A 17,271-nucleotide genomic window follows, 5' to 3' on the forward strand; every position below is an offset into this window, starting at 1 on the left:
TGAAAAAGGATAGCCAAACTCCTTGTCCCACAAGGGGTTAGCTATCCTTTGCATTTTTTTATGTGATAAAGTCGGGATTATAGAATACGAATTCGAGCTGTTTCCATACGTCCCCTATATGCAACTATTTCTCGTTCACTATTTTTTCAAGTATCGTTTCATACCAATCCGCTATATTTTGACTATCAACAGCTCGTAAAAGTTCGATACACTTTCTCATCTCTAAGATAGCATTGGCACTTCCTGTCTTTCGATAATCATAAAAAGCCTTACCAAATTTAAACAAAATCCGTTCAAAAATTTCCGTTTCATCGAAAAACAGACTTTTGATGGTCTTTTCAAGAAAGACTGCATCGGTAAGTTCCTTATGTTGAACGCTGACGAGATAGGCACTCAGTAAAATTTGAGAAACTACCAATCGATGTTGTTTCATTTCACGGTAAAACTGTGTACGATGAAGTAACTCTCTACAAAAAAGCATCATTGTTTGATGACCCAATTTGTCAATCGTATTCGCAAATAGTAAGATCTCATAGTAGCTCCAATTCTCAACTCGAAATAAGTAATCCGTTAAAAAGGCTGTATCTTCTTTCGAAACAACTATTGTCTTATCTAAGTTTCTCAGTTTATACGCGATTAAAATAGCATTCAACCGATGAAACTCCTCCCGTTCTCCCCCCTGAGATTTTCTCATTTGTTCTGACCACAGTTGTTTTAATTTCGCTACATTTCCAATATATAGTGATTCTTTGATTTGTTCCAAAATGCTAGTCAGCTCATCTTTTTTGAAATCCTGACTAGCATACACAAACTCGTCCACATCCACATTCATTTCCGCCAGCACACCAAATAATTTACTGACAGTGATGTCGGATTCCCCATTTTCAAACCGAGAAAGTTGAGAAGTAGAAATATGTCCCTTGGCGACCTCCGTCAGACTCTTCCCCTTTCCCTCTCGTATCAATTTAAATGTTTGTCCAAAACGATTCATATCTTTACCTCTACATTCACGATTGAAAAAGTATTTAAAAACATAATTATTATACCACAACTCGCCATATTTGTGTGTGTTTTCACATAAAGAAAAAGAAGCTAGGCATAAAGTCCAGCCTCGCTTCTCAGAGTTCGTGTCAACATCTCAGCGCAGTGGTTGATTGGCAGATTTGTTCGTGTTTCACACTCCAAATCTGACCTAATCAACTGTGCGGGGGTGGGAAGACGAACTCTTTATTGACCAGTCGAGTTCTTTCCCACTCCCTATTTTTATTCTGTCGTTTCAGTCGCTACTTTGAAAAAATCTTTGTATTTCAAAAGGTATCCTTTTCCTGTAGATAGGTCATATTGGACCAGTTTGAGCTCTTCTGCGACTGTTGCATCTCGCTCAGCCTGCCCTACACGGTCCTTGTGGAGCACTTCCGTCAAGAGAGCGTAGTAAGGACTGACCTTATTATTGGTCGTCTCCAACATCAGTGCATTCATGTCGCTAGAATTGACCAAATCATAATGATAGTCTTCCGTATCAAAATTACTCCAGACGAAATAATCCGTCTTATATTGCAGACTTGGGTCCGTCACAAAGGCAGACTCTGGATAGAGACCTGGCAGGTGGTCGCCATAAAAGACGACTGTCACTTTCTTATCCAAGGTCTTAAGCTGGTCTAGGAAATCTCTGGTCGCCTGGTCCGTAAAGGATAGGAGGCGAACATAGCTATTAAGGTTTTCATTCTCCTCAGCCGTGAAGCCCTCACCCGAAGCCGTAATACTAGCTGGCTCTAGGGAATTCCACTGCACATGGTTCTGCATGGTAATGGCAGACACAAATTTATTGTCTGTAGAACGAACCTGCTCCAAAATCAAGTCATAGGTCTTTTTATCACTGACAAAATTCCCCTGATAATCTTCAGCCGTCACTGTCAGAGGATAAGCGGCACTATTCAGGGTGTAAAACTGCTCAATCCCCAACTGCTTATAGATTGAATTACGATTATAACTGGTGTCGTAATAGGGGTGGATGGCGATACGATTATCTGCTGGATAGAGGTCACTGATACTTGGCAACTTCTTCATATTCGGCGCCACATCCAGATAGACTGAAGAAATAGATGAGTTATAGTTGTAGAAGGGCAGACCACTGTAGATCTGAAACTCGATGTTAGCTGTACCACCACCATAGTGGTCACTCTTCATCAAGCCACTGGTAGTCTGACTCATGATGTACTCAATATTTGGAAGGACATTTTGACTAAGGGTCACGCCTGGAATCCGACGCGGGTCAGCCAAACTCTCACTAAGAATATAGATAACCGTCTGGTCAGTCACTTGACCTGTCCGTTCCGCATTGATTTCCTCGGCCAGAGCGGTATATTTCTTCACAATAGCCTTCATGGTCTTCTCAGAGTAATTCTCAGGCATTTCCATACTGGTCTTGCTGAGCTGTTGCAACCAAAGAAATGAAAGGGTACGATAGCGCGCCACAAAGGCATAACCCTTCCAGTCCACGTTACGCCAGTTATTGACCTGAGAAAGAATAGGAATCCAACCAACAATCTTATGGTCTTTCTCATTGCGAATTGCCCAACCCATTCCCAAAATTAGGGAAACAATGACTGAAATTCCTGCCAGTCGTTTCCAGATGGATTTGACAATCTGTCCTTGGAAGTACTTCTTATGAATTCGCCTGTAAACAAAGACTAGGATAACCAAGAACACAAGCGATATCAAGACAACCCGCAGACTGATAAAGCTGAGAATCATCCCCATGTTTCCAATCCATTTGAAATCGTTGGGGGTCATTGGCTCCGAACGGTAGCGGAATTTGAGAAAATTGGCCGTAATCAAAATGACGTTTAGACTAGCAATCACGGCAACAGATAAGATTTGACGGTTGATAACCAGACTAATGATGACATTGAGGAAAAAGAGGCAGGCAATCTGGAAGACAATAGCCCCTGGAAAGAGGTGGCGTGTGAAATAAGAGCCCGTTCCCCCAGCCATAGAAGCCTGATATCCAATATGCGACAAGGTGGCCAGTGCCAAGCTGATAAAGAGCATGCTGTGGACATTGGTCCGATTGGCCTTAAACTCTACAAATGCCTTATGAAGATAGCGAAGAAAAATGTAGGTCCCTACAAAATGAATGGGTGCAAACAAGGGAGTCTGGCTGAAAAACTCTATGTAAGAACCTTTCTCAACCAAACTCTCATAATGGCTATCTTTCCAATAAGATATAGCTAGTGGACTGAGAGAAAGTAAGCTGGTCAAGAGCAAATAGCTATCTGGCACCAGATGACTGTCCGACCACTTGCTTAATTTATCTCGAATGCGACCATTCTTCCGCCATAAGAATGCCAACAGGATAGGCAGAAGCAACATCAAAAGCAGTTCAAACTGAAAGAGATTATTACGGAAAATATTCCAGGGCTGGTACTTCTTGGCATTGATTCGATAGACCAGATTGACAAGATATAGAAAACCTAGAAAATAGCCGACATACTTGGCAAAGGTTTTGGTCTTTACAAACTTCTCATATTTATCAAGCAAGACCAATACATAAAAGGTAAAAATAAGATAGGCAAGTAAGGTCAGAGGGACAAACCAGAGCGGAAAAGATACACCGCTTAGCAAGAGGGCCCGTCCCATCGCCAGCAAAACAGTCATGACCATGACCAGAATGAATTGCTTGCATGCCTTGGGATTGATTTGTTTCATAACATTTCTCTCTTAGGAAAGATTTGATTTTCGGTAGGCAAAGACATAGTAAATCAACCAGAGTAGCCATCCAGTCAAACTGATAATGATAACTGGCCATAACCACCACTGTTGCTTGTAGGAGAGGACAAGGGTATTCTGCCCTTTTTGGCTGGTAACCGTTGGCACACCAATAGTGGAAAGTTCCATTTCTTCTCTATCCAAGACCTGGTCATTCAAAACGAGCTGACTATCTTGGTAGACAATGATTGGCACAGCTGTTTCTTCTGCTTCAGACGCCGTCCAAGTTACCACCAGCTGATCACCATCAACTGCTTTGGTAAAGTCTTGATTTGGTAAAATCACTTGGTCACGATAGGTAAAATAGGTATTGTCCGACTCTTCATTGGTGATGTGACCTGTGCTATCAGACAAGTCTGGTACGTAGTCTGGCGTTGATTTCTGAGCAGTGTGGATAAAGTCACCCAAGTCTTTAGAATGGAAAGAAGCTCGTAACTCTTCCGTCGTGCCGTACAAGGTCGTATGAATGCGTTTTTGCAGGAAGGTATCGCTGTAGTAATGCCCGTTGATTTCCTTAAAACTTTCATTCCAGAGGAAGCCAACCGAAACAAGCAAGGAGGCAAGGGCCACACCTGAAAAGATTTTCTGCAGTTTGTCGGACAAGCCAGACACCTGGACTCCTACGACTACCAGTAAAAGAGCATTGGCGTAGAGGAAAAATCGGAAGGGAAATTGAATCAATTCGACAAGTGTAATTCCTTTCCCTGCAAACAACTGCCAAGGGAAGAGGTTGGTTGACAAGATCAAAAACACTGCGTAGGTCAGAGCAAGACCTGCCAGAACCAGCGATTGTTTCTTCCAATTTTTCACCAAGAAATAGAGATAGATGCCAAAGAAAATTGGCAAGGGATATGGATAGTATAGAAAGGCTGTTTTGAGCCAGGTTACAGTATTGAGGACAAATTTCTTATTAACAAACGGTGGCACCAAGGTGTTAGTCGCGTTGATATAGACAAGCGGCAGCCAGATGTTGATGGTCAGAAGCAAGAAAATGCCTACCGATAGAGCTACTTGCCCAATAATCTTCATTTTTTGGTCTGATTTCCACCATCCAATAAGGAAGAGAACACCATAGGCAATGACCAAGAACAAGGTCGATAGCATATGAACCTGCAACATGAGCCCTACAGCCCCTGCCATAAGGAAAATCGGCACTTTTTTAGTCTGTAGGAAACGAACCGCAGGAATCAAACAAAGCGGAAAGAGGGCCACACCCCAGCTGGTAAATCCCTGAGTTGCCCACCAATACTGGATGGAGTAGGTCGTTACAAAGAAGAGGGACAAGAGGATGGAATGAGCATATTTGACCTTGACCTCACGCATGAGGAAATAGAGGGAGGTCGCACTCAGAGTTCCCAAAAGAAGGTTGGACAAAATCTGATAGCGGAACCAGGTCCCACTCAAGAGTACCAAAGCTCCCTGTAGATAGGCAAAATAAGGCCCATAGAGAGCATTAACAATCCGTCCTGACTGCTGATAGCCATACAAACTGATAATATAGGAGAAATTCCCCTCCTTCATCTGCATAGCCGCATCATAGAAACGATTGTAGTGGAAAATCAAGTCCGCACCTGTCACCATGCCCTTGGTTAGCAAGTGAGGAACCAATAATAATAAAGAAAAGCCCACAAATAGGCCAATGGCAACTAAATGGGGATGCTTTTTTAACATATTTTTGAACATAAGATACCTTCATAAAAAAAGAGGGAAACCCTCTCTTGTTTTTGTAACTATTCTGCCAATTTGCAGACAATATTTTTCAAAAGTTAGTCATATTTCAGTATAGCAAGCTTTCTCCCCACTGTCAACGAACAAGATAGATAGAAAATGGTTTTAGGTAAAATAAAGATTGATTGCAGATTTCTCCACAATCAATTCTTTTTTATAAACCAACTTCCTGGAGGCTATCAGACAAACGTGCGAAGTCAGCTATAGAAAGTGCTTCTCCACGGACACTGGCTTCCAGCTCTGCCATGCCAAGTGCCTGCGTCAGCTTTTCCTTGACTTCTTCGGACTTGCCGAAATGGTTGGTCAGGTTGTTCCACAGGGTCTTGCGGCGGTGCACAAAGCTGGCCTTGGACACCCGGAAGAAGAAATCTTCGTCTTTGACGCTGACCAGGGGTTGCTCGCGGCGAACCATTTTGAGAATGGCGGAGTCCACGTTTGGTGCGGGCACAAAGACGGTGCGAGGCACGATGAAGGCCACCTTGGCAGTCATGTAGTACTGGACCGCAATGGACAGGCTACCGTAAGCCTTGGTGTTTGGCTCGGCAGAAATGCGGTCGGCCACCTCCCGCTGCATCATAACCACGAACTCGCTGAAAGGAATCTTGCTCTCAATCAGGTGCATGAGGATTGGGGTGGTGATGTAGTAGGGTAGGTTGGCCACGACCTTAATGGGCAGGTCAGGATTTTTGAAATTCTGAATCTGGGTCTGCAGGTCGGTCTTTAGGATGTCTTGGTTGACCACAGTCACATTGTCAAAGCGACCCAAGGTGTCTGCCAAAATCGGAATCAGGCGGTCGTCAATCTCAAAAGCCATAACCTCGGCAGCATTTTCCGCCAAAAACTCGGTCAAGGCCCCGATGCCAGGCCCAATCTCGATGACATTGACCTGCTGGTCAATCTCTGCCGTGTCCACAATCTTCTGTAAAATATTGGTATCGGTCAAAAAGTTCTGACCGAAGGATTTCTTAAAGGTAAACCCGTGGCGTTCAAGGACGGCACGAGTAACGTTTTTGTCTGCGATTCTCATGTTTGTTCTTTCTTGTTTATTATTTCGCCATTTCACTCAATCGTGAAATAACACTTAGTTTTCTCATCGTCGCTGTAATACCCAGCTGTTTCTCTAAATAATTGGTATTTAGTTTTTTCTTTCGAGCATCTCTCGGAAGATACATGTATAGACATTGACTTCCCAGACGCAACTCCTCATCGCCAAAGTCTTGGTGCAATAATTTGTTTAATTTTTCACCATTTATCTCATCATTGGTAAAGACCAAATGAACACGAGAAGGATCATAGCCCTCACCAAAAGAATTTTCCGCAACTGCTTGTGTTAACTCCATCTGATGTTTGACAATGATCGCTAACTCTGCACCTATTTTTTCTTTAATGGTTTGATGGATAAGCCGACTGAGTTGTTTATCTGATAAATCAGTTTCACAAACAACATTTCCACTTTGAATATAGGTTTGAACAGAAGTTAAACCAACTTCCGTCAAAATTTCCGCCAGATAGGACATCTTAGGAATTTTATTCTTGCCAACAGGGGTAACACCTCGAAGGAGGACGACTTTTTTCATTTGTTAATCCCCCTCACCCATAATGGTCCTTTAGCGACAGGATGCACAACCGATCGGATTCCACCATATAAATCAACCGATTCTCCGCATCAATCCTTCTTGACCAGGCACCCTGATAATCATACTTCAAAGGTTCTGGCTTGGCAATACCTTCAAACGGGTGTCGCTGCATATCCTTGATAATCTTATTGATTCGCTTGAGTGTTTTCTTATCCTGACCCTGCCAATAAAGGTAGTCTTCCCAGGAATCCTCTGTGAAATGGATTCCCATGTTAGTCCGCCTCTATCAGGTTTCGTTCTTGGGTTTGTCCCGCTTTGACTTGAGCCATACCACGCAAAACTTTTTGAGACAGATAAGTGTTCCGAGCAACAGCGAGGGTTTCTTGTAAACTATCCCACTCACTCTTTGAGAGTACAACAATATCTTCCTCTGGATTTTTATTAACCACGACCAAAGGCTCAAACTCGTCATTGACCTTTTTCATATAGTCCTTTAAGTGATTTCGAAAATGGGAATATACAATAGCTTCCATAAGCAATACCTCTTATCATTTCTAGGCTTACTATAGCATAGAAAAAAAGAGTTGTCAAACTTATTGTACAACTCTTTAGCGATTCTCCACCTTCCACTCGCCGTCTTCAAACCAGTAAAAATTCTCCGTCAGCTGTGGCTGTGCAAAGATTTCCAACATAGCTTCAAAACCGTCTGCCAGCTGAACATTCTTCAACTCTGCAAGATCAATCCAGAAAACCTCGCCCTCATCTGAAGATTGGATAGAGCCTGAAAAATGGCTAGTTTTATAGCAAAATACCAAATAACGATAGTGGTCAGTCGGATCCGTCCAGTTTTGAATACCACAGAGTTCGAGATTGGATACCGTCAAGCCCGTTTCTTCTTTGACCTCGCGGACGACGGAGGAAACAATGCTCTCCCCGTGCTCAACATGGCCACCTGGAAACGTGACTCCAGGCCACTTTTCAGATTTCCTATCCTGGACCAACACCCGCTGACCGTCTGTAATCATGCACATATTGGTTAGGATGACTTGCTCTGTTCTACTCATACTCTCTCACTTCAACAACTTCACATAATCACTCTTGGTCGCAAAAAGGTGACCAACTCGCACTTCATTTTCTACCACACGATAGAGGGCGATGTAGTCTTTTCCAATAACGTAACCTCGGGTTAGATGTGACGGGTCTATCTGCTTACCAAAACGGTTATCGGCGTTAAAACCACGTTCAGGAAAAATTTGCAAACTCTCCAATGCTTCGACAATCATCTCAATTCGTCTTTTGGCAATTTCTTCTGAGAACTGTTCCGAAAAATAGGCGTAAATATCTGCCAATTCCTTCTCCACTGCTGGAGCAAGTATCACTGAATATGACTCAAATTCCATACTTCTCTTTGACGCTTTCTAGGCTGATCCCTTGACCTGCCTCAATCGCCTGCTGATTTTCCTGAATTTCCTTCTGAAGTTGTAAAAATAGTTCTTCTCTTTCCAACTCTTCTTCTGTCAGAATGGGCAACTCATTTTTTACAGCGATATTTTGCAAAAAGAGATTGAAACCAGCAGTCAAATCCAACTGGTTCATAGCAAATACTTCCTTGGCTTTTTCTAAAAGTCTGGAATCAGTTTTAAAATTTACTTGGGCATCTTTTTTTATAGTTATCAATCTAGTCCACCTCCTAGTTTTCTATATTGTAACATGAATAGATATCAGTAGCAATCTTCAAAAAAGCAGAAATAGTAACATTTCCGCTCTAGATTGTCTATCTCCCCAAATCATCAAAATAATAGAGATTCAAAAATTCTTCCTCAGTAACAGGACGTTCAAAATTGTAAAACCAGCGATAGACTTCCACGGCTGGGCCATCAAACTCTACCCTGTCGTCCATTTCTTGCACACCGGCAATATGAAACAAACGGCTCTGCTTCCAAATACCATCCGCATTGACATAGCCATCTTCAACTAAACCACGCAAATAGTCTGCTAGTTTGTTCTTATCAACCTGCTCATCCTCCCAAACAAGGACACCAGCCGGCAGCAAGTAGGTCACTTCTTCATAAGATGAATAATTTTCATAAGAAGGTTCAAACTCGTTTTTAACCAAGCACTTAACAGCGTAGACCCTATCCATGATAGCTCTCCATAGCCTCCTCAACTTCCGTCAGACCAATCCCAAACAACTCCAATCGTTTGAGGAGTTGCTTGCCATTACAGTAGCCGATGCGGAGTTTTTCTCCCAGATACTCTCTCCTCTTGCGACTGTCACCGCCCATAAGAAGACCTAGACGCATCAGGTCTGACTTGCTGATGTCAAAGTTATGTTCATCATCATAGTAGCCACGCACGCCTGCTAGAGCCTTTTCCAAGTCTTCAAAGCTGGCGTGCTCAATGCCCAAGGACCGCCCTTTTGTCTTGGACTTGGGGGCAGCCTCGTCCCGCTGTAAAAAAGCGTGTTTGACCGTGGGAATGGCCTGCATAATGATCTTTCGAATCCGCTCCCCATTGTAGTCTGGGTCGGTAAAGACAATGACGCCCCGCAGGTTATGGAGTTTCTCGATGCGTTCCAAGTCATCGTCTGATATGGCAGAACCTCTGGTTTCGTAGGTATCCACCTCGTAAAACCGTTTCAAGTTTGCCGTGTCGTCCTTGCCCTCGACAACGAGGACTTCTTGTATCTTAATTTTCTGAGTCAATTCTGAACAAGCTCCTTGCATTCTCGTAGGTCGCTCTCGCCACCTCTTCGACCGACTGGTTGCGAAGCTGGGCCAGCATTTCCACTACATATCTGGTGTAGCCGGTGCGATTTTCCCGACCACGCTTGGGAACAGGCGCTAAGTAGGGCGCATCCGTCTCGACCAAGATTTTTTCTAGGGGCAATACTTGCGCCGCTTCCTGAAGTTCAACGGCTTTTTTGAAGGTCACGACTCCCGAGAAGGAGATGTGCATGCCCAAGTCCATGAAGGCCTGAGCCTCCTCTAGCGTGCCAGAGAAGGAATGCATGATGCCTCCGCGTGGACCGACGCCGACTTCCTTGATGATCTGGTAAGTATCTTCCAAAGCGTCACGAGTGTGAACCACAAAGGGTAAATCCAACTGCTTGGCCAGCTCCATCTGTCGCTTGAAGACACGAGCCTGGGTTTCCTTATCTGCCGTCATCCAGTAGTAGTCCAACCCAATCTCCCCTAGGGCAATGACCTTGGGATGTTTAAGAGCCTTGAGTAGATAACGTTCAACTTCCTCATCATAGGTGCCAGCCTCTGTCGGATGCCAGCCCAATGTCAGATAAATTTCAGGGTGCTGGTCAGCAAGCTCCATAGCCTTGTCAATGGTTGCTCGGTCAAAACCGACCACATTGTGGAGGGTGACCCCCATTTCCTTGGCAAAGTCTAATTCTTCTTGGACCCGACCGTCAAACTGCTCTACATTGAGGTGGGTGTGGGTGTCAAAAATTTGTATCATCGTTCCATCACTTTCTTTCCTACTATTGTAACATATTTCAGAAGATTCTTATGAGAAGAAAAAAACCAGCAGACTCGAGTTTCTGCTGGCTTCTCTTTTCATCTTTTTATGCTACTGTAAGAACTTTACGTCCCTTACGGCGACGAGCAGCTAACACGCGACGGCCGTTTTTAGTTGCCATACGGCTACGGAAACCGTGTTTACGCGCGCGACGGATTTTACTTGGTTGAAAAGTACGTTTCACGATGAATACCTCCTCTTAGATTCTTGTATTCGTTTAGCCGGCTAGTTTTGATCAGTTACTAAACATACCAAACTATTTTATATAAATTCTGTTCGTTTGTCAAGCTATTCTACCATACTTTTAGGAAAGAATCAGAAAATCATTGAAAAAAGAGGCTCAGCCTCTTTTTAATCACGATTTCCTTCAATATCCACTACGACATAGCGGTTTGGTTCGCTACCTTCTGAATAGCTTGTCAGGCCATCCATTTTTGAAATGATACGGTGGATAATTTTACGCTCACTGCTTGACATAGGGTCTGTATGGTAGGCTTCTTGCTCAGCCAAGACACGCTCCGCCAACTTTTGTGCATAGCCTTGAAGCACTTCTGCACGGTGTTCAACATAATCATTCACGTTAATCGTAATGTAGAAATTACGTTCATAACGGTTGTAGAGGAAATTCTGAGCCAATAATTGCAAGGCTTTCAAGACCTTACCATGATAGCCAATGACACGTCCTGGCTCATTGGTATCCACTTGGATATTGATTGTACGGCGGTTATGGCTCGTTTCAATGCTGGCTTCAACATCCATATCATCCAAAATTTCTTGGACATAGGCTGTTACTTCTGCAACAACTGTCTCAATGTCATATTGTTGCTCAATTTTGATGTCCAGGTCTGAAAATTCGTCCTTAGTAACTGCTTCAGTAGCCGGTTCTGAACCTACTTCTTGTACAACGGGGGCCGGTGCTACACCAGCTAATAATTCATCGGAAAGGATTTCAATTCGACCCGTCTCCTCTAAAATCGTTGTCACTTCTTTTTCATTTTTCAAAATCTGCGCTTTAATATCATCATCAAGCGTTTGACCAGACTTTTCAAATTCTTTCACCGCTGCAACAACTTTTCCTAGGTCAATCGTAGCCTCTGAAACGCTTTTTACTGGTTCATTGAGGTCATTAATTTCACTTGGAACGCCACGAACTGCTTTCTGATTAGCCTTAACAACCGTTGTTTCATTGATGACATCAATATCCACAATCGCTGGCTTTTTACCGAAACCAAGGAAACCTTTTTTCTCACGCGCAACCACAGTAATATGTGCTTTTTTTCGAGGAATATTTAGCTCTACCAAGCCATTCTGGATGGCCTCTTCAACACTTGCTCCTGTAAATTTCATCTTCTCTCTCCTAGTTTTCCTATTTCTTTTTCTGTGCTTTTTTCTGTGCCCGTCGAATTTTTGCCTGACGTTCTTTTTCCGCAGCAATTTTCGCTTGACGCTCTGCTATTATTTTAAACGGATTATTGAACACCAAGGTTTGAGCAACCTGATAGGCATTTGACACTGTCCAATACAAAGCCACCCCACTAGCAGCTGCCACAGCAAAGAAAAAGATTATCACAGGCATGACATAGGTCATAATTGTCATAGCCATATTCTTCTCAATTGCTGATTTATTGGTCAACCATGAGCTGAGGAATGTAAACACTGCAGCCAGAATCGGCAAAATAAAGAACGGATCCGGCTCCCCAAGATTTAACCAAAGGAAGTGACCTACTTTCAAGGCTTCAACACGTGTCAGAGCTTGAAAGAGGGCCAAAAGGATTGGCATTTGAATAAAGAGCGGAATCATGGACGCTCTCATGCTGACGCCATTCTCTTTGTAGAGAGCTTGCGTTGCTTCATAGAGCTGCTGGCGACTTTCCATATCCGTTCCTGGATACTCCGCTTGCAACTTTTTCAGCTGAGGTTGAAGCTCCTGCATCTTCCGTGAGGAATTCATCTGTATTTGGAACAAGGGCAACAGAAGGGTTCGAATTAAAATGGTAAAAAGTATAATACCGATTCCAATTTGACCGTTGATAGATAGGAACTGAATAATGCTGGCAAACCAGTAAATTAATCTATCCCACGCATCTGTAGATTGACTGGTCACTGGCCCTGTTCCGCAGGCTGTTAAAACAATTAGAGATACTACCAGTAGACCTGCCCATTTAACTTTCTTTTTCAATCACAACACCTTCCTGGTATAGTTTAGCTAGTTTCAAAACATGGATGAGGTTTTGCTTCATTTCTTGATAGGACAATTCCTCTACACCTTTTCGAGCAATGATAACAAAGTCATCTGCTACCAGTTGATGTTGGCATTCAATTAAGATGTGACGAATCCTGCGCTTAATTTTATTTCGCATGACAGCGTTTCCCAATTTTTTGCTGACAGATAAGCCTACTCGGAAATGCTTCTGCGCTTTAGGTAATCGGTAGACAACAAACCTCCGATTGGCGACATTGTTTCCTTTTGTAAAAATGTCATTAAAATCTCGTTCACGCTTGACACGATAGCTTTTTTTCAAACTGCCACTCCATCTTTCAAAATTACTTCTATTATACCATAAAATTCAAAAAAGCCAATAAACATACCGTTTAGAGGCCTTTCGAAGCGATTATTTGTGCTTTTGCTTGCTGAATTTGCCAACGAATGGATTCAAATCCAGTTCCACCTAGCGAATTTCTGCGCGAAACTGCCGTTTCCGATTCTAAAGCTGTATAAATATCCGGTCCAATAATCGATGAAATTTCCTGATAACGTTCCAAAGGAACATCCTGTAAATAATAGCCTGCCTTGCTACATTCCAAGACCAGTTTTCCAACAATCTCATGCGCTTGGCGGAAGGGCATACCCTTGTTTGCTAGATAGTCTGCCAATTCAGTCGCATTTGAAAAGTCCTTCTCTGTCGATTGAGCCATCCTTTCCTTATGGACCGTCATCGTTTTCAGCATATCTGCCAAAATATCGATAGATACTAAAATCGTTTCCGCACTATCAAACATGCCTTCCTTGTCTTCCTGCAAGTCCTTATTATAGGTCAACGGTAAGGATTTCATGACTGTCAGTAGGCCAACTAAGTTTCCATAAACTCTACCTGTTTTCCCCCGAATCAGCTCAGCCATATCTGGATTTTTCTTCTGAGGCATGATGGAAGAACCTGTTGAAAAGGTATCGGATAGGGTGACAAATTGGTATTCATGTGAACACCAGTTAATGATTTCTTCACACAAACGCGACATGTGCATCATGAGGATACTGGCATTTGACAGAAATTCCAAGATAAAATCACGGTCAGACACAGCATCGAGAGAATTACTATAGGGCTTGGCAAATCCCATTAAATCCGACGTCATCTGACGGTCAATCGGAAAGGTCGTCCCTGCTAAAGCCGCCGCACCAAGTGGGGATACATCTGTATGCTGCATGTTGAATGCAAAGCGCTCACTGTCACGGCTGAACATGTTGTAATAGGCCAACAAGTGCTGAGCAAAGCTGATAGGCTGGGCATGTTGCAAGTGGGTATAGCCGGGCATGATGGTTTCCACATGCTCCTGTGCAAAGTCTAGTAAAACCTGACGTAGGTTGGTCAATTTGTCTACCACTTGAAAGAGGGTATCCTTCAGATAGAGGTGCATATCGGTCGCTACCTGATCATTACGAGAACGAGCTGTGTGGAGTTTACCTGCAACTGGGCCTATTTTCTCCGTCAATAGACTTTCGATATTCATGTGAATGTCTTCGTTACGAACATCAAACACCAACTTACCAGCTTCATATTCTGCTAACAATTCTTCCAGACCAGTTTGAATAGCCTGGGCTTCTTCAAGCTTGATAATCCCTGTGGCTCCAAGCATCTGTACATGCGCCAGTGATCCCTGAATATCATACTTAGCCAGTTTTTGGTCAAAGCGGATGGAAGCTCCGAATTCTTCGACCCATGCCTCAAGACTGGCTTCAAAGCGACCACCCCATAATTTCTTTGCTTCCATAAGCTCCTACTTTCTAGCTCTTTTTATGAATTTCCGCATTGACTTTGGTTGGTAATCCCCAAAGCTTGATGAAACCAACTGCTGCATCTTGGTCAAAGGTATCTGCACTGGTATAGGTTGCCAAATCTTCATCATAAAGGGAATTTGGAGATTTCCGAGCAACTACTTTTGCTGACCCCTTATACAATTTCACTTTTGCGGTGCCATTAACAACTGCCTGGGTCTGAGCAAGATAGGCCTTCAAGGCATCTGTTGCAGGATTGAACCACAAACCATTGTAAATCAAGTTAGAGAGTTCATTTGAAACAATCGGTTTGAAATGCGATACTTCCCGCACCAGGGTCAAATCTTCAATTTCCTTGTGGGCTGTCAGAAGGGTAATAGCACCTGGACACTCATAAATTTCACGTGACTTGATTCCGACTAAACGATTTTCCACGTGGTCAATCCGACCCACACCATGTTTGCCAGCAATGACATTGAGTTTTTGAATGAGATTAGCCAGACTTAACTCTTCACCATTTACAGCAACAGGAATCCCTGCTTTAAACTCAATATCGACGTACTCAGGAGTATCTGGTGCATTTTCTGGTGCAGTTGTAATACCAAAAGCATCTTCTGGCGCTTCATTCCATGGATTTTCTAAAACTCCGCACTCATTGGCACGGCCCCAGAGGTTTTGGTCGACTGAGTAAGGGCTATCCAAATCCGCTGGGACTGGTACACCATTTTCCTTGGCGAAGATGATTTCTTCTTCACGCGCCCATTTCCATTCCCGAACAGGAGCCACGACTTTCAAAGTTGGGTCCAGGGCTGCGATAGCCACCTCAAACCGCACCTGGTCATTTCCCTTACCAGTACAGCCGTGGGCGATAGTGGTTGCTCCTGTCTTATGGGCCATTTCCACCAACTTTTTGGAAATCAAGGGACGGCTGAGAGCCGATACCAGCGGATATTTTTGCTCATAATAGGCATGAGCTTGCAGGGCTGGTAGGACATATTCTTGAGCGAATTCTTCTTTCACATCCAACACATGGGACTCAATGGCACCAATGGACAGTGCTTTATCATGAATGAATTCAAGATCTTTCCCCTCACCTACATCCATACAAACCGCAATCACATCATAATCTTTTTTCAACCAAGCAATCGCAACTGAAGTGTCTAATCCACCAGAATAGGCTAAAATCAATTTTTCTTTTGTCATAAGCAATCTCATTTCTTTTTATTTTTATAAAACTTAGTGACTATTATAGTGTATATTTATACTTTTTGCAACATAAATATACAAAAATTGAATTTTTTTGTATATTTTCAATATTGATTTGAAAATAAGCAAATGAAAGAGGCGACTAACGTCAGCTTTCTAGCTCAGTAATCCTCCAATCATTCCAATACGCAAACACCCGCAAGATACTTGTCTAACACTTCCATATTTGCTATAATGAATAACCAATCTAGAAAAGGAGCAAAATATGGAAATCTGGAACGCCTACACAGCCGACGGTCAGCTGACCGACCACACCCTCACACGCGGAGAATCCATTCCCTACGGCCTCTACCACCTGGTCGTCGAGTGCATCATCCGCCACCACGACGGTAGCACTCTCTTCATGAAACGCGACAGCACCAAACCCTCCTACCCTGACTATTATGAAGCGACAGCAGGAGGTTCGGCATTGTTTGGGGAAATAGCAGAGCAGGCCATTTTGCGCGAAGTCCGCGAAGAGACAGGCATTGAGCTGACAGCTGACCAACTCCGCCACCATACACACTTTGTCGCCCATGATGACCAGTGCATTTTCCACTGCTACTGGGCCGAAACCAATTGGGACAAAGCTGCTATCCAACTCCAAGCCGAAGAAACCAGCAACTATATCTGGGTCCCACAAGAAAATTTGAAAAATTTCCTTGAAACAGAGCTAGTCATTCCAAGGCAGAAAGACTATGTGGAGAGCTTGTTTTTAGAACAAGAACAGGGCAAGAGTCAGAATGAAACTCAGCACAACATGAGATAAAAAGTGACTGAGACGATTTCTCCCAAAAAGAATACGACCACCTAAGACACGCACACCGCAAGCCAAAAATAAACCGAGAATAAATCCCCAAACTGTCTGCCCGCCCAACAAACTGAGCAATACTGGGCAGACATATAAAACCAGTAACCAGCTAGGAAGTTGCTTGCGATATACCCAAGCAGATAGTGGCAACAGCCCCAAATACAGCACAATCAAGCATTTAAGAATAAGCATATAGAACTCCTTTCCCCATCAATGTATCATGAGGGGGTAAGGCACTGTCAAGAGGAGATTATGAAAACAGGACAAGTTATGCAACAATTCGGTATCAAACGGGATACGCTTCGTTTCTACACAGAACAAGGACTCTTACAACCGCAACTGATTGACGGCAATTACTACTGGAACGAAGAAGAAATCAACAACCTAGAAAATATACTAGGACTTCGCCAGTTAGGCCTATCTGTGAAAGCTATTATCCGTATCAAAGAACTTCACGACACCAAATGCGGCAGTCTCGAACAGCTAAAAGAAAACAAACAGGTTATACTGGATGAAATTGCCGACCGTGAAAAACAAATCCTCCTACTCCAAGAACAGAAGGAAAATTTAGAAAACCTACTCCTGCAGATTGAGGAAAAATTACAGAATTTATAGCAAAA

22 protein-coding genes are annotated in these 17,271 nt (G+C 43.3%); 2 read left to right on the top strand and 20 right to left on the bottom strand.

The window, feature by feature from the left end:
• Positions 1-124: 124 nt before the first annotated feature.
• The 19 genes from P7J58_RS00855 to P7J58_RS00945 form a co-directional block, all read right to left on the bottom strand.
• On the bottom strand, positions 125-991 hold the full coding sequence (locus P7J58_RS00855; RefSeq protein ID WP_408555483.1) for a helix-turn-helix domain-containing protein: 867 nt from the start codon (positions 989-991) through the stop codon (positions 125-127).
• A gap of 272 nt (positions 992-1,263) precedes the next feature.
• Positions 1,264-3,708, bottom strand: a complete 2,445-nt coding sequence (locus tag P7J58_RS00860; protein ID WP_408555482.1) for an LTA synthase family protein — start codon at positions 3,706-3,708, stop codon at positions 1,264-1,266.
• A gap of 12 nt (positions 3,709-3,720) precedes the next feature.
• Positions 3,721-5,439, bottom strand: coding sequence for a hypothetical protein (locus P7J58_RS00865; protein ID WP_408555481.1), 1,719 nt, complete (start codon positions 5,437-5,439; stop codon positions 3,721-3,723).
• A gap of 211 nt (positions 5,440-5,650) precedes the next feature.
• Positions 5,651-6,523, bottom strand: a complete 873-nt coding sequence (gene rsmA / locus P7J58_RS00870) for a 16S rRNA (adenine(1518)-N(6)/adenine(1519)-N(6))-dimethyltransferase RsmA (protein ID WP_408555480.1) — start codon at positions 6,521-6,523, stop codon at positions 5,651-5,653.
• Positions 6,524-6,542: 19 nt separating this feature from the next.
• Positions 6,543-7,073, bottom strand: a complete 531-nt coding sequence (locus P7J58_RS00875) for a DUF1697 domain-containing protein (protein ID WP_029176516.1) — start codon at positions 7,071-7,073, stop codon at positions 6,543-6,545.
• A gap of 13 nt (positions 7,074-7,086) precedes the next feature.
• The gene (locus tag P7J58_RS00880) at positions 7,087-7,344 is read right to left on the bottom strand and encodes a Txe/YoeB family addiction module toxin (protein WP_408555479.1); all 258 of its coding nucleotides are present in this window, start codon (positions 7,342-7,344) and stop codon (positions 7,087-7,089) included.
• Position 7,345: 1 nt separating this feature from the next.
• Positions 7,346-7,606 carry a type II toxin-antitoxin system Phd/YefM family antitoxin gene (locus P7J58_RS00885; protein ID WP_029693536.1) on the bottom strand — a complete coding sequence of 87 codons (261 nt, stop codon included), beginning with the start codon at positions 7,604-7,606 and terminating at the stop codon, positions 7,346-7,348.
• A gap of 75 nt (positions 7,607-7,681) precedes the next feature.
• Entirely contained in the window at positions 7,682-8,137 is a 456-nt protein-coding gene (locus tag P7J58_RS00890) for an 8-oxo-dGTP diphosphatase (protein ID WP_408555478.1), read from the bottom strand.
• 6 nt (positions 8,138-8,143) lie between these two features.
• Positions 8,144-8,473: a type II toxin-antitoxin system RelE/ParE family toxin gene (locus tag P7J58_RS00895; RefSeq protein WP_408555477.1), complete on the bottom strand. Its 330-nt coding sequence runs from the start codon at positions 8,471-8,473 to the stop codon at positions 8,144-8,146.
• Positions 8,463-8,750, bottom strand: coding sequence for a hypothetical protein (locus P7J58_RS00900; protein ID WP_024381177.1), 288 nt, complete (start codon positions 8,748-8,750; stop codon positions 8,463-8,465). The genes P7J58_RS00895 and P7J58_RS00900 overlap by 11 nt, the downstream gene beginning before the upstream one ends.
• Positions 8,751-8,847: 97 nt before the next feature.
• Positions 8,848-9,216 (bottom strand): hypothetical protein, encoded by a 369-nt coding sequence (locus P7J58_RS00905; protein ID WP_408555476.1) that lies wholly within the window; start codon positions 9,214-9,216, stop codon positions 8,848-8,850.
• Positions 9,209-9,778, bottom strand: coding sequence for a ribonuclease M5 (gene rnmV, locus P7J58_RS00910; RefSeq protein ID WP_408555475.1), 570 nt, complete (start codon positions 9,776-9,778; stop codon positions 9,209-9,211). Before rnmV ends, P7J58_RS00905 begins: the two co-directional genes overlap by 8 nt.
• On the bottom strand, positions 9,762-10,544 hold the full coding sequence (locus P7J58_RS00915) for a TatD family hydrolase (RefSeq protein WP_408555474.1): 783 nt from the start codon (positions 10,542-10,544) through the stop codon (positions 9,762-9,764). The genes rnmV and P7J58_RS00915 overlap by 17 nt, the downstream gene beginning before the upstream one ends.
• 106 nt (positions 10,545-10,650) lie before the next feature.
• The gene (gene rpmH / locus P7J58_RS00920) at positions 10,651-10,788 is read right to left on the bottom strand and encodes a 50S ribosomal protein L34 (protein ID WP_002939016.1); all 138 of its coding nucleotides are present in this window, start codon (positions 10,786-10,788) and stop codon (positions 10,651-10,653) included.
• A gap of 167 nt (positions 10,789-10,955) precedes the next feature.
• Positions 10,956-11,951 carry an RNA-binding cell elongation regulator Jag/EloR gene (jag, locus tag P7J58_RS00925; RefSeq protein ID WP_408555473.1) on the bottom strand — a complete coding sequence of 332 codons (996 nt, stop codon included), beginning with the start codon at positions 11,949-11,951 and terminating at the stop codon, positions 10,956-10,958.
• A 19-nt stretch (positions 11,952-11,970) separates the two neighbouring features.
• Complete coding sequence (locus P7J58_RS00930; protein WP_029170980.1) at positions 11,971-12,783, bottom strand: YidC/Oxa1 family membrane protein insertase; 813 nt, start codon at positions 12,781-12,783, stop codon at positions 11,971-11,973.
• Positions 12,767-13,126 carry a ribonuclease P protein component gene (gene rnpA / locus P7J58_RS00935; RefSeq protein WP_099778278.1) on the bottom strand — a complete coding sequence of 120 codons (360 nt, stop codon included), beginning with the start codon at positions 13,124-13,126 and terminating at the stop codon, positions 12,767-12,769. The genes P7J58_RS00930 and rnpA overlap by 17 nt, the downstream gene beginning before the upstream one ends.
• 70 nt (positions 13,127-13,196) lie before the next feature.
• Complete coding sequence (gene argH / locus P7J58_RS00940; RefSeq protein ID WP_408555472.1) at positions 13,197-14,591, bottom strand: argininosuccinate lyase; 1,395 nt, start codon at positions 14,589-14,591, stop codon at positions 13,197-13,199.
• A 13-nt stretch (positions 14,592-14,604) separates the two neighbouring features.
• Positions 14,605-15,798, bottom strand: a complete 1,194-nt coding sequence (locus P7J58_RS00945) for an argininosuccinate synthase (RefSeq protein WP_408555471.1) — start codon at positions 15,796-15,798, stop codon at positions 14,605-14,607.
• Positions 15,799-16,066: 268 nt separating this feature from the next.
• Here P7J58_RS00945 and P7J58_RS00950 point away from each other — a divergent pair, with 268 nt between their 5' ends.
• Positions 16,067-16,609, top strand: a complete 543-nt coding sequence (locus P7J58_RS00950; RefSeq protein ID WP_408555470.1) for an NUDIX hydrolase — start codon at positions 16,067-16,069, stop codon at positions 16,607-16,609.
• On the opposite strand, the gene P7J58_RS00955 is transcribed toward P7J58_RS00950, so the two are convergent.
• Positions 16,556-16,843 carry a hypothetical protein gene (locus P7J58_RS00955; protein WP_408555469.1) on the bottom strand — a complete coding sequence of 96 codons (288 nt, stop codon included), beginning with the start codon at positions 16,841-16,843 and terminating at the stop codon, positions 16,556-16,558. The genes P7J58_RS00950 and P7J58_RS00955 overlap by 54 nt on opposite strands.
• Before the next feature lie 60 nt (positions 16,844-16,903).
• Here P7J58_RS00955 and P7J58_RS00960 point away from each other — a divergent pair, with 60 nt between their 5' ends.
• Positions 16,904-17,266 carry a MerR family transcriptional regulator gene (locus P7J58_RS00960; protein WP_408555468.1) on the top strand — a complete coding sequence of 121 codons (363 nt, stop codon included), beginning with the start codon at positions 16,904-16,906 and terminating at the stop codon, positions 17,264-17,266.
• The last annotated feature ends 5 nt before the right edge of the window (positions 17,267-17,271 follow it).

It is taken from the genome of Streptococcus suis, from assembly GCF_046032535.1.
Classification (GTDB): domain Bacteria; phylum Bacillota; class Bacilli; order Lactobacillales; family Streptococcaceae; genus Streptococcus; species Streptococcus suis_AK.

What these genes read in the sequence shown, in the direction of transcription:
- P7J58_RS00945 (WP_408555471.1), bottom strand. Translation starts at nt 15,798, where the DNA reads ATGACAAAAGAAAAATTGATTTTAGCCTATTCTGGTGGATTAGACACT.
- P7J58_RS00960 (WP_408555468.1), top strand. Translation starts at nt 16,904, where the DNA reads ATGAAAACAGGACAAGTTATGCAACAATTCGGTATCAAACGGGATACG.
- P7J58_RS00855 (WP_408555483.1), bottom strand. Translation starts at nt 991, where the DNA reads ATGAATCGTTTTGGACAAACATTTAAATTGATACGAGAGGGAAAGGGG.
- P7J58_RS00915 (WP_408555474.1), bottom strand. Translation starts at nt 10,544, where the DNA reads ATGATACAAATTTTTGACACCCACACCCACCTCAATGTAGAGCAGTTT.
- P7J58_RS00890 (WP_408555478.1), bottom strand. Translation starts at nt 8,137, where the DNA reads ATGAGTAGAACAGAGCAAGTCATCCTAACCAATATGTGCATGATTACA.
- argH (WP_408555472.1), bottom strand. Translation starts at nt 14,591, where the DNA reads ATGGAAGCAAAGAAATTATGGGGTGGTCGCTTTGAAGCCAGTCTTGAG.
- P7J58_RS00880 (WP_408555479.1), bottom strand. Translation starts at nt 7,344, where the DNA reads ATGGGAATCCATTTCACAGAGGATTCCTGGGAAGACTACCTTTATTGG.
- P7J58_RS00905 (WP_408555476.1), bottom strand. Translation starts at nt 9,216, where the DNA reads ATGGATAGGGTCTACGCTGTTAAGTGCTTGGTTAAAAACGAGTTTGAA.
- P7J58_RS00950 (WP_408555470.1), top strand. Translation starts at nt 16,067, where the DNA reads ATGGAAATCTGGAACGCCTACACAGCCGACGGTCAGCTGACCGACCAC.
- P7J58_RS00895 (WP_408555477.1), bottom strand. Translation starts at nt 8,473, where the DNA reads ATGGAATTTGAGTCATATTCAGTGATACTTGCTCCAGCAGTGGAGAAG.
- P7J58_RS00885 (WP_029693536.1), bottom strand. Translation starts at nt 7,606, where the DNA reads ATGGAAGCTATTGTATATTCCCATTTTCGAAATCACTTAAAGGACTAT.
- P7J58_RS00860 (WP_408555482.1), bottom strand. Translation starts at nt 3,708, where the DNA reads ATGAAACAAATCAATCCCAAGGCATGCAAGCAATTCATTCTGGTCATG.
- P7J58_RS00875 (WP_029176516.1), bottom strand. Translation starts at nt 7,073, where the DNA reads ATGAAAAAAGTCGTCCTCCTTCGAGGTGTTACCCCTGTTGGCAAGAAT.
- P7J58_RS00955 (WP_408555469.1), bottom strand. Translation starts at nt 16,843, where the DNA reads ATGCTTATTCTTAAATGCTTGATTGTGCTGTATTTGGGGCTGTTGCCA.
- jag (WP_408555473.1), bottom strand. Translation starts at nt 11,951, where the DNA reads ATGAAATTTACAGGAGCAAGTGTTGAAGAGGCCATCCAGAATGGCTTG.
- P7J58_RS00865 (WP_408555481.1), bottom strand. Translation starts at nt 5,439, where the DNA reads ATGTTAAAAAAGCATCCCCATTTAGTTGCCATTGGCCTATTTGTGGGC.
- rsmA (WP_408555480.1), bottom strand. Translation starts at nt 6,523, where the DNA reads ATGAGAATCGCAGACAAAAACGTTACTCGTGCCGTCCTTGAACGCCAC.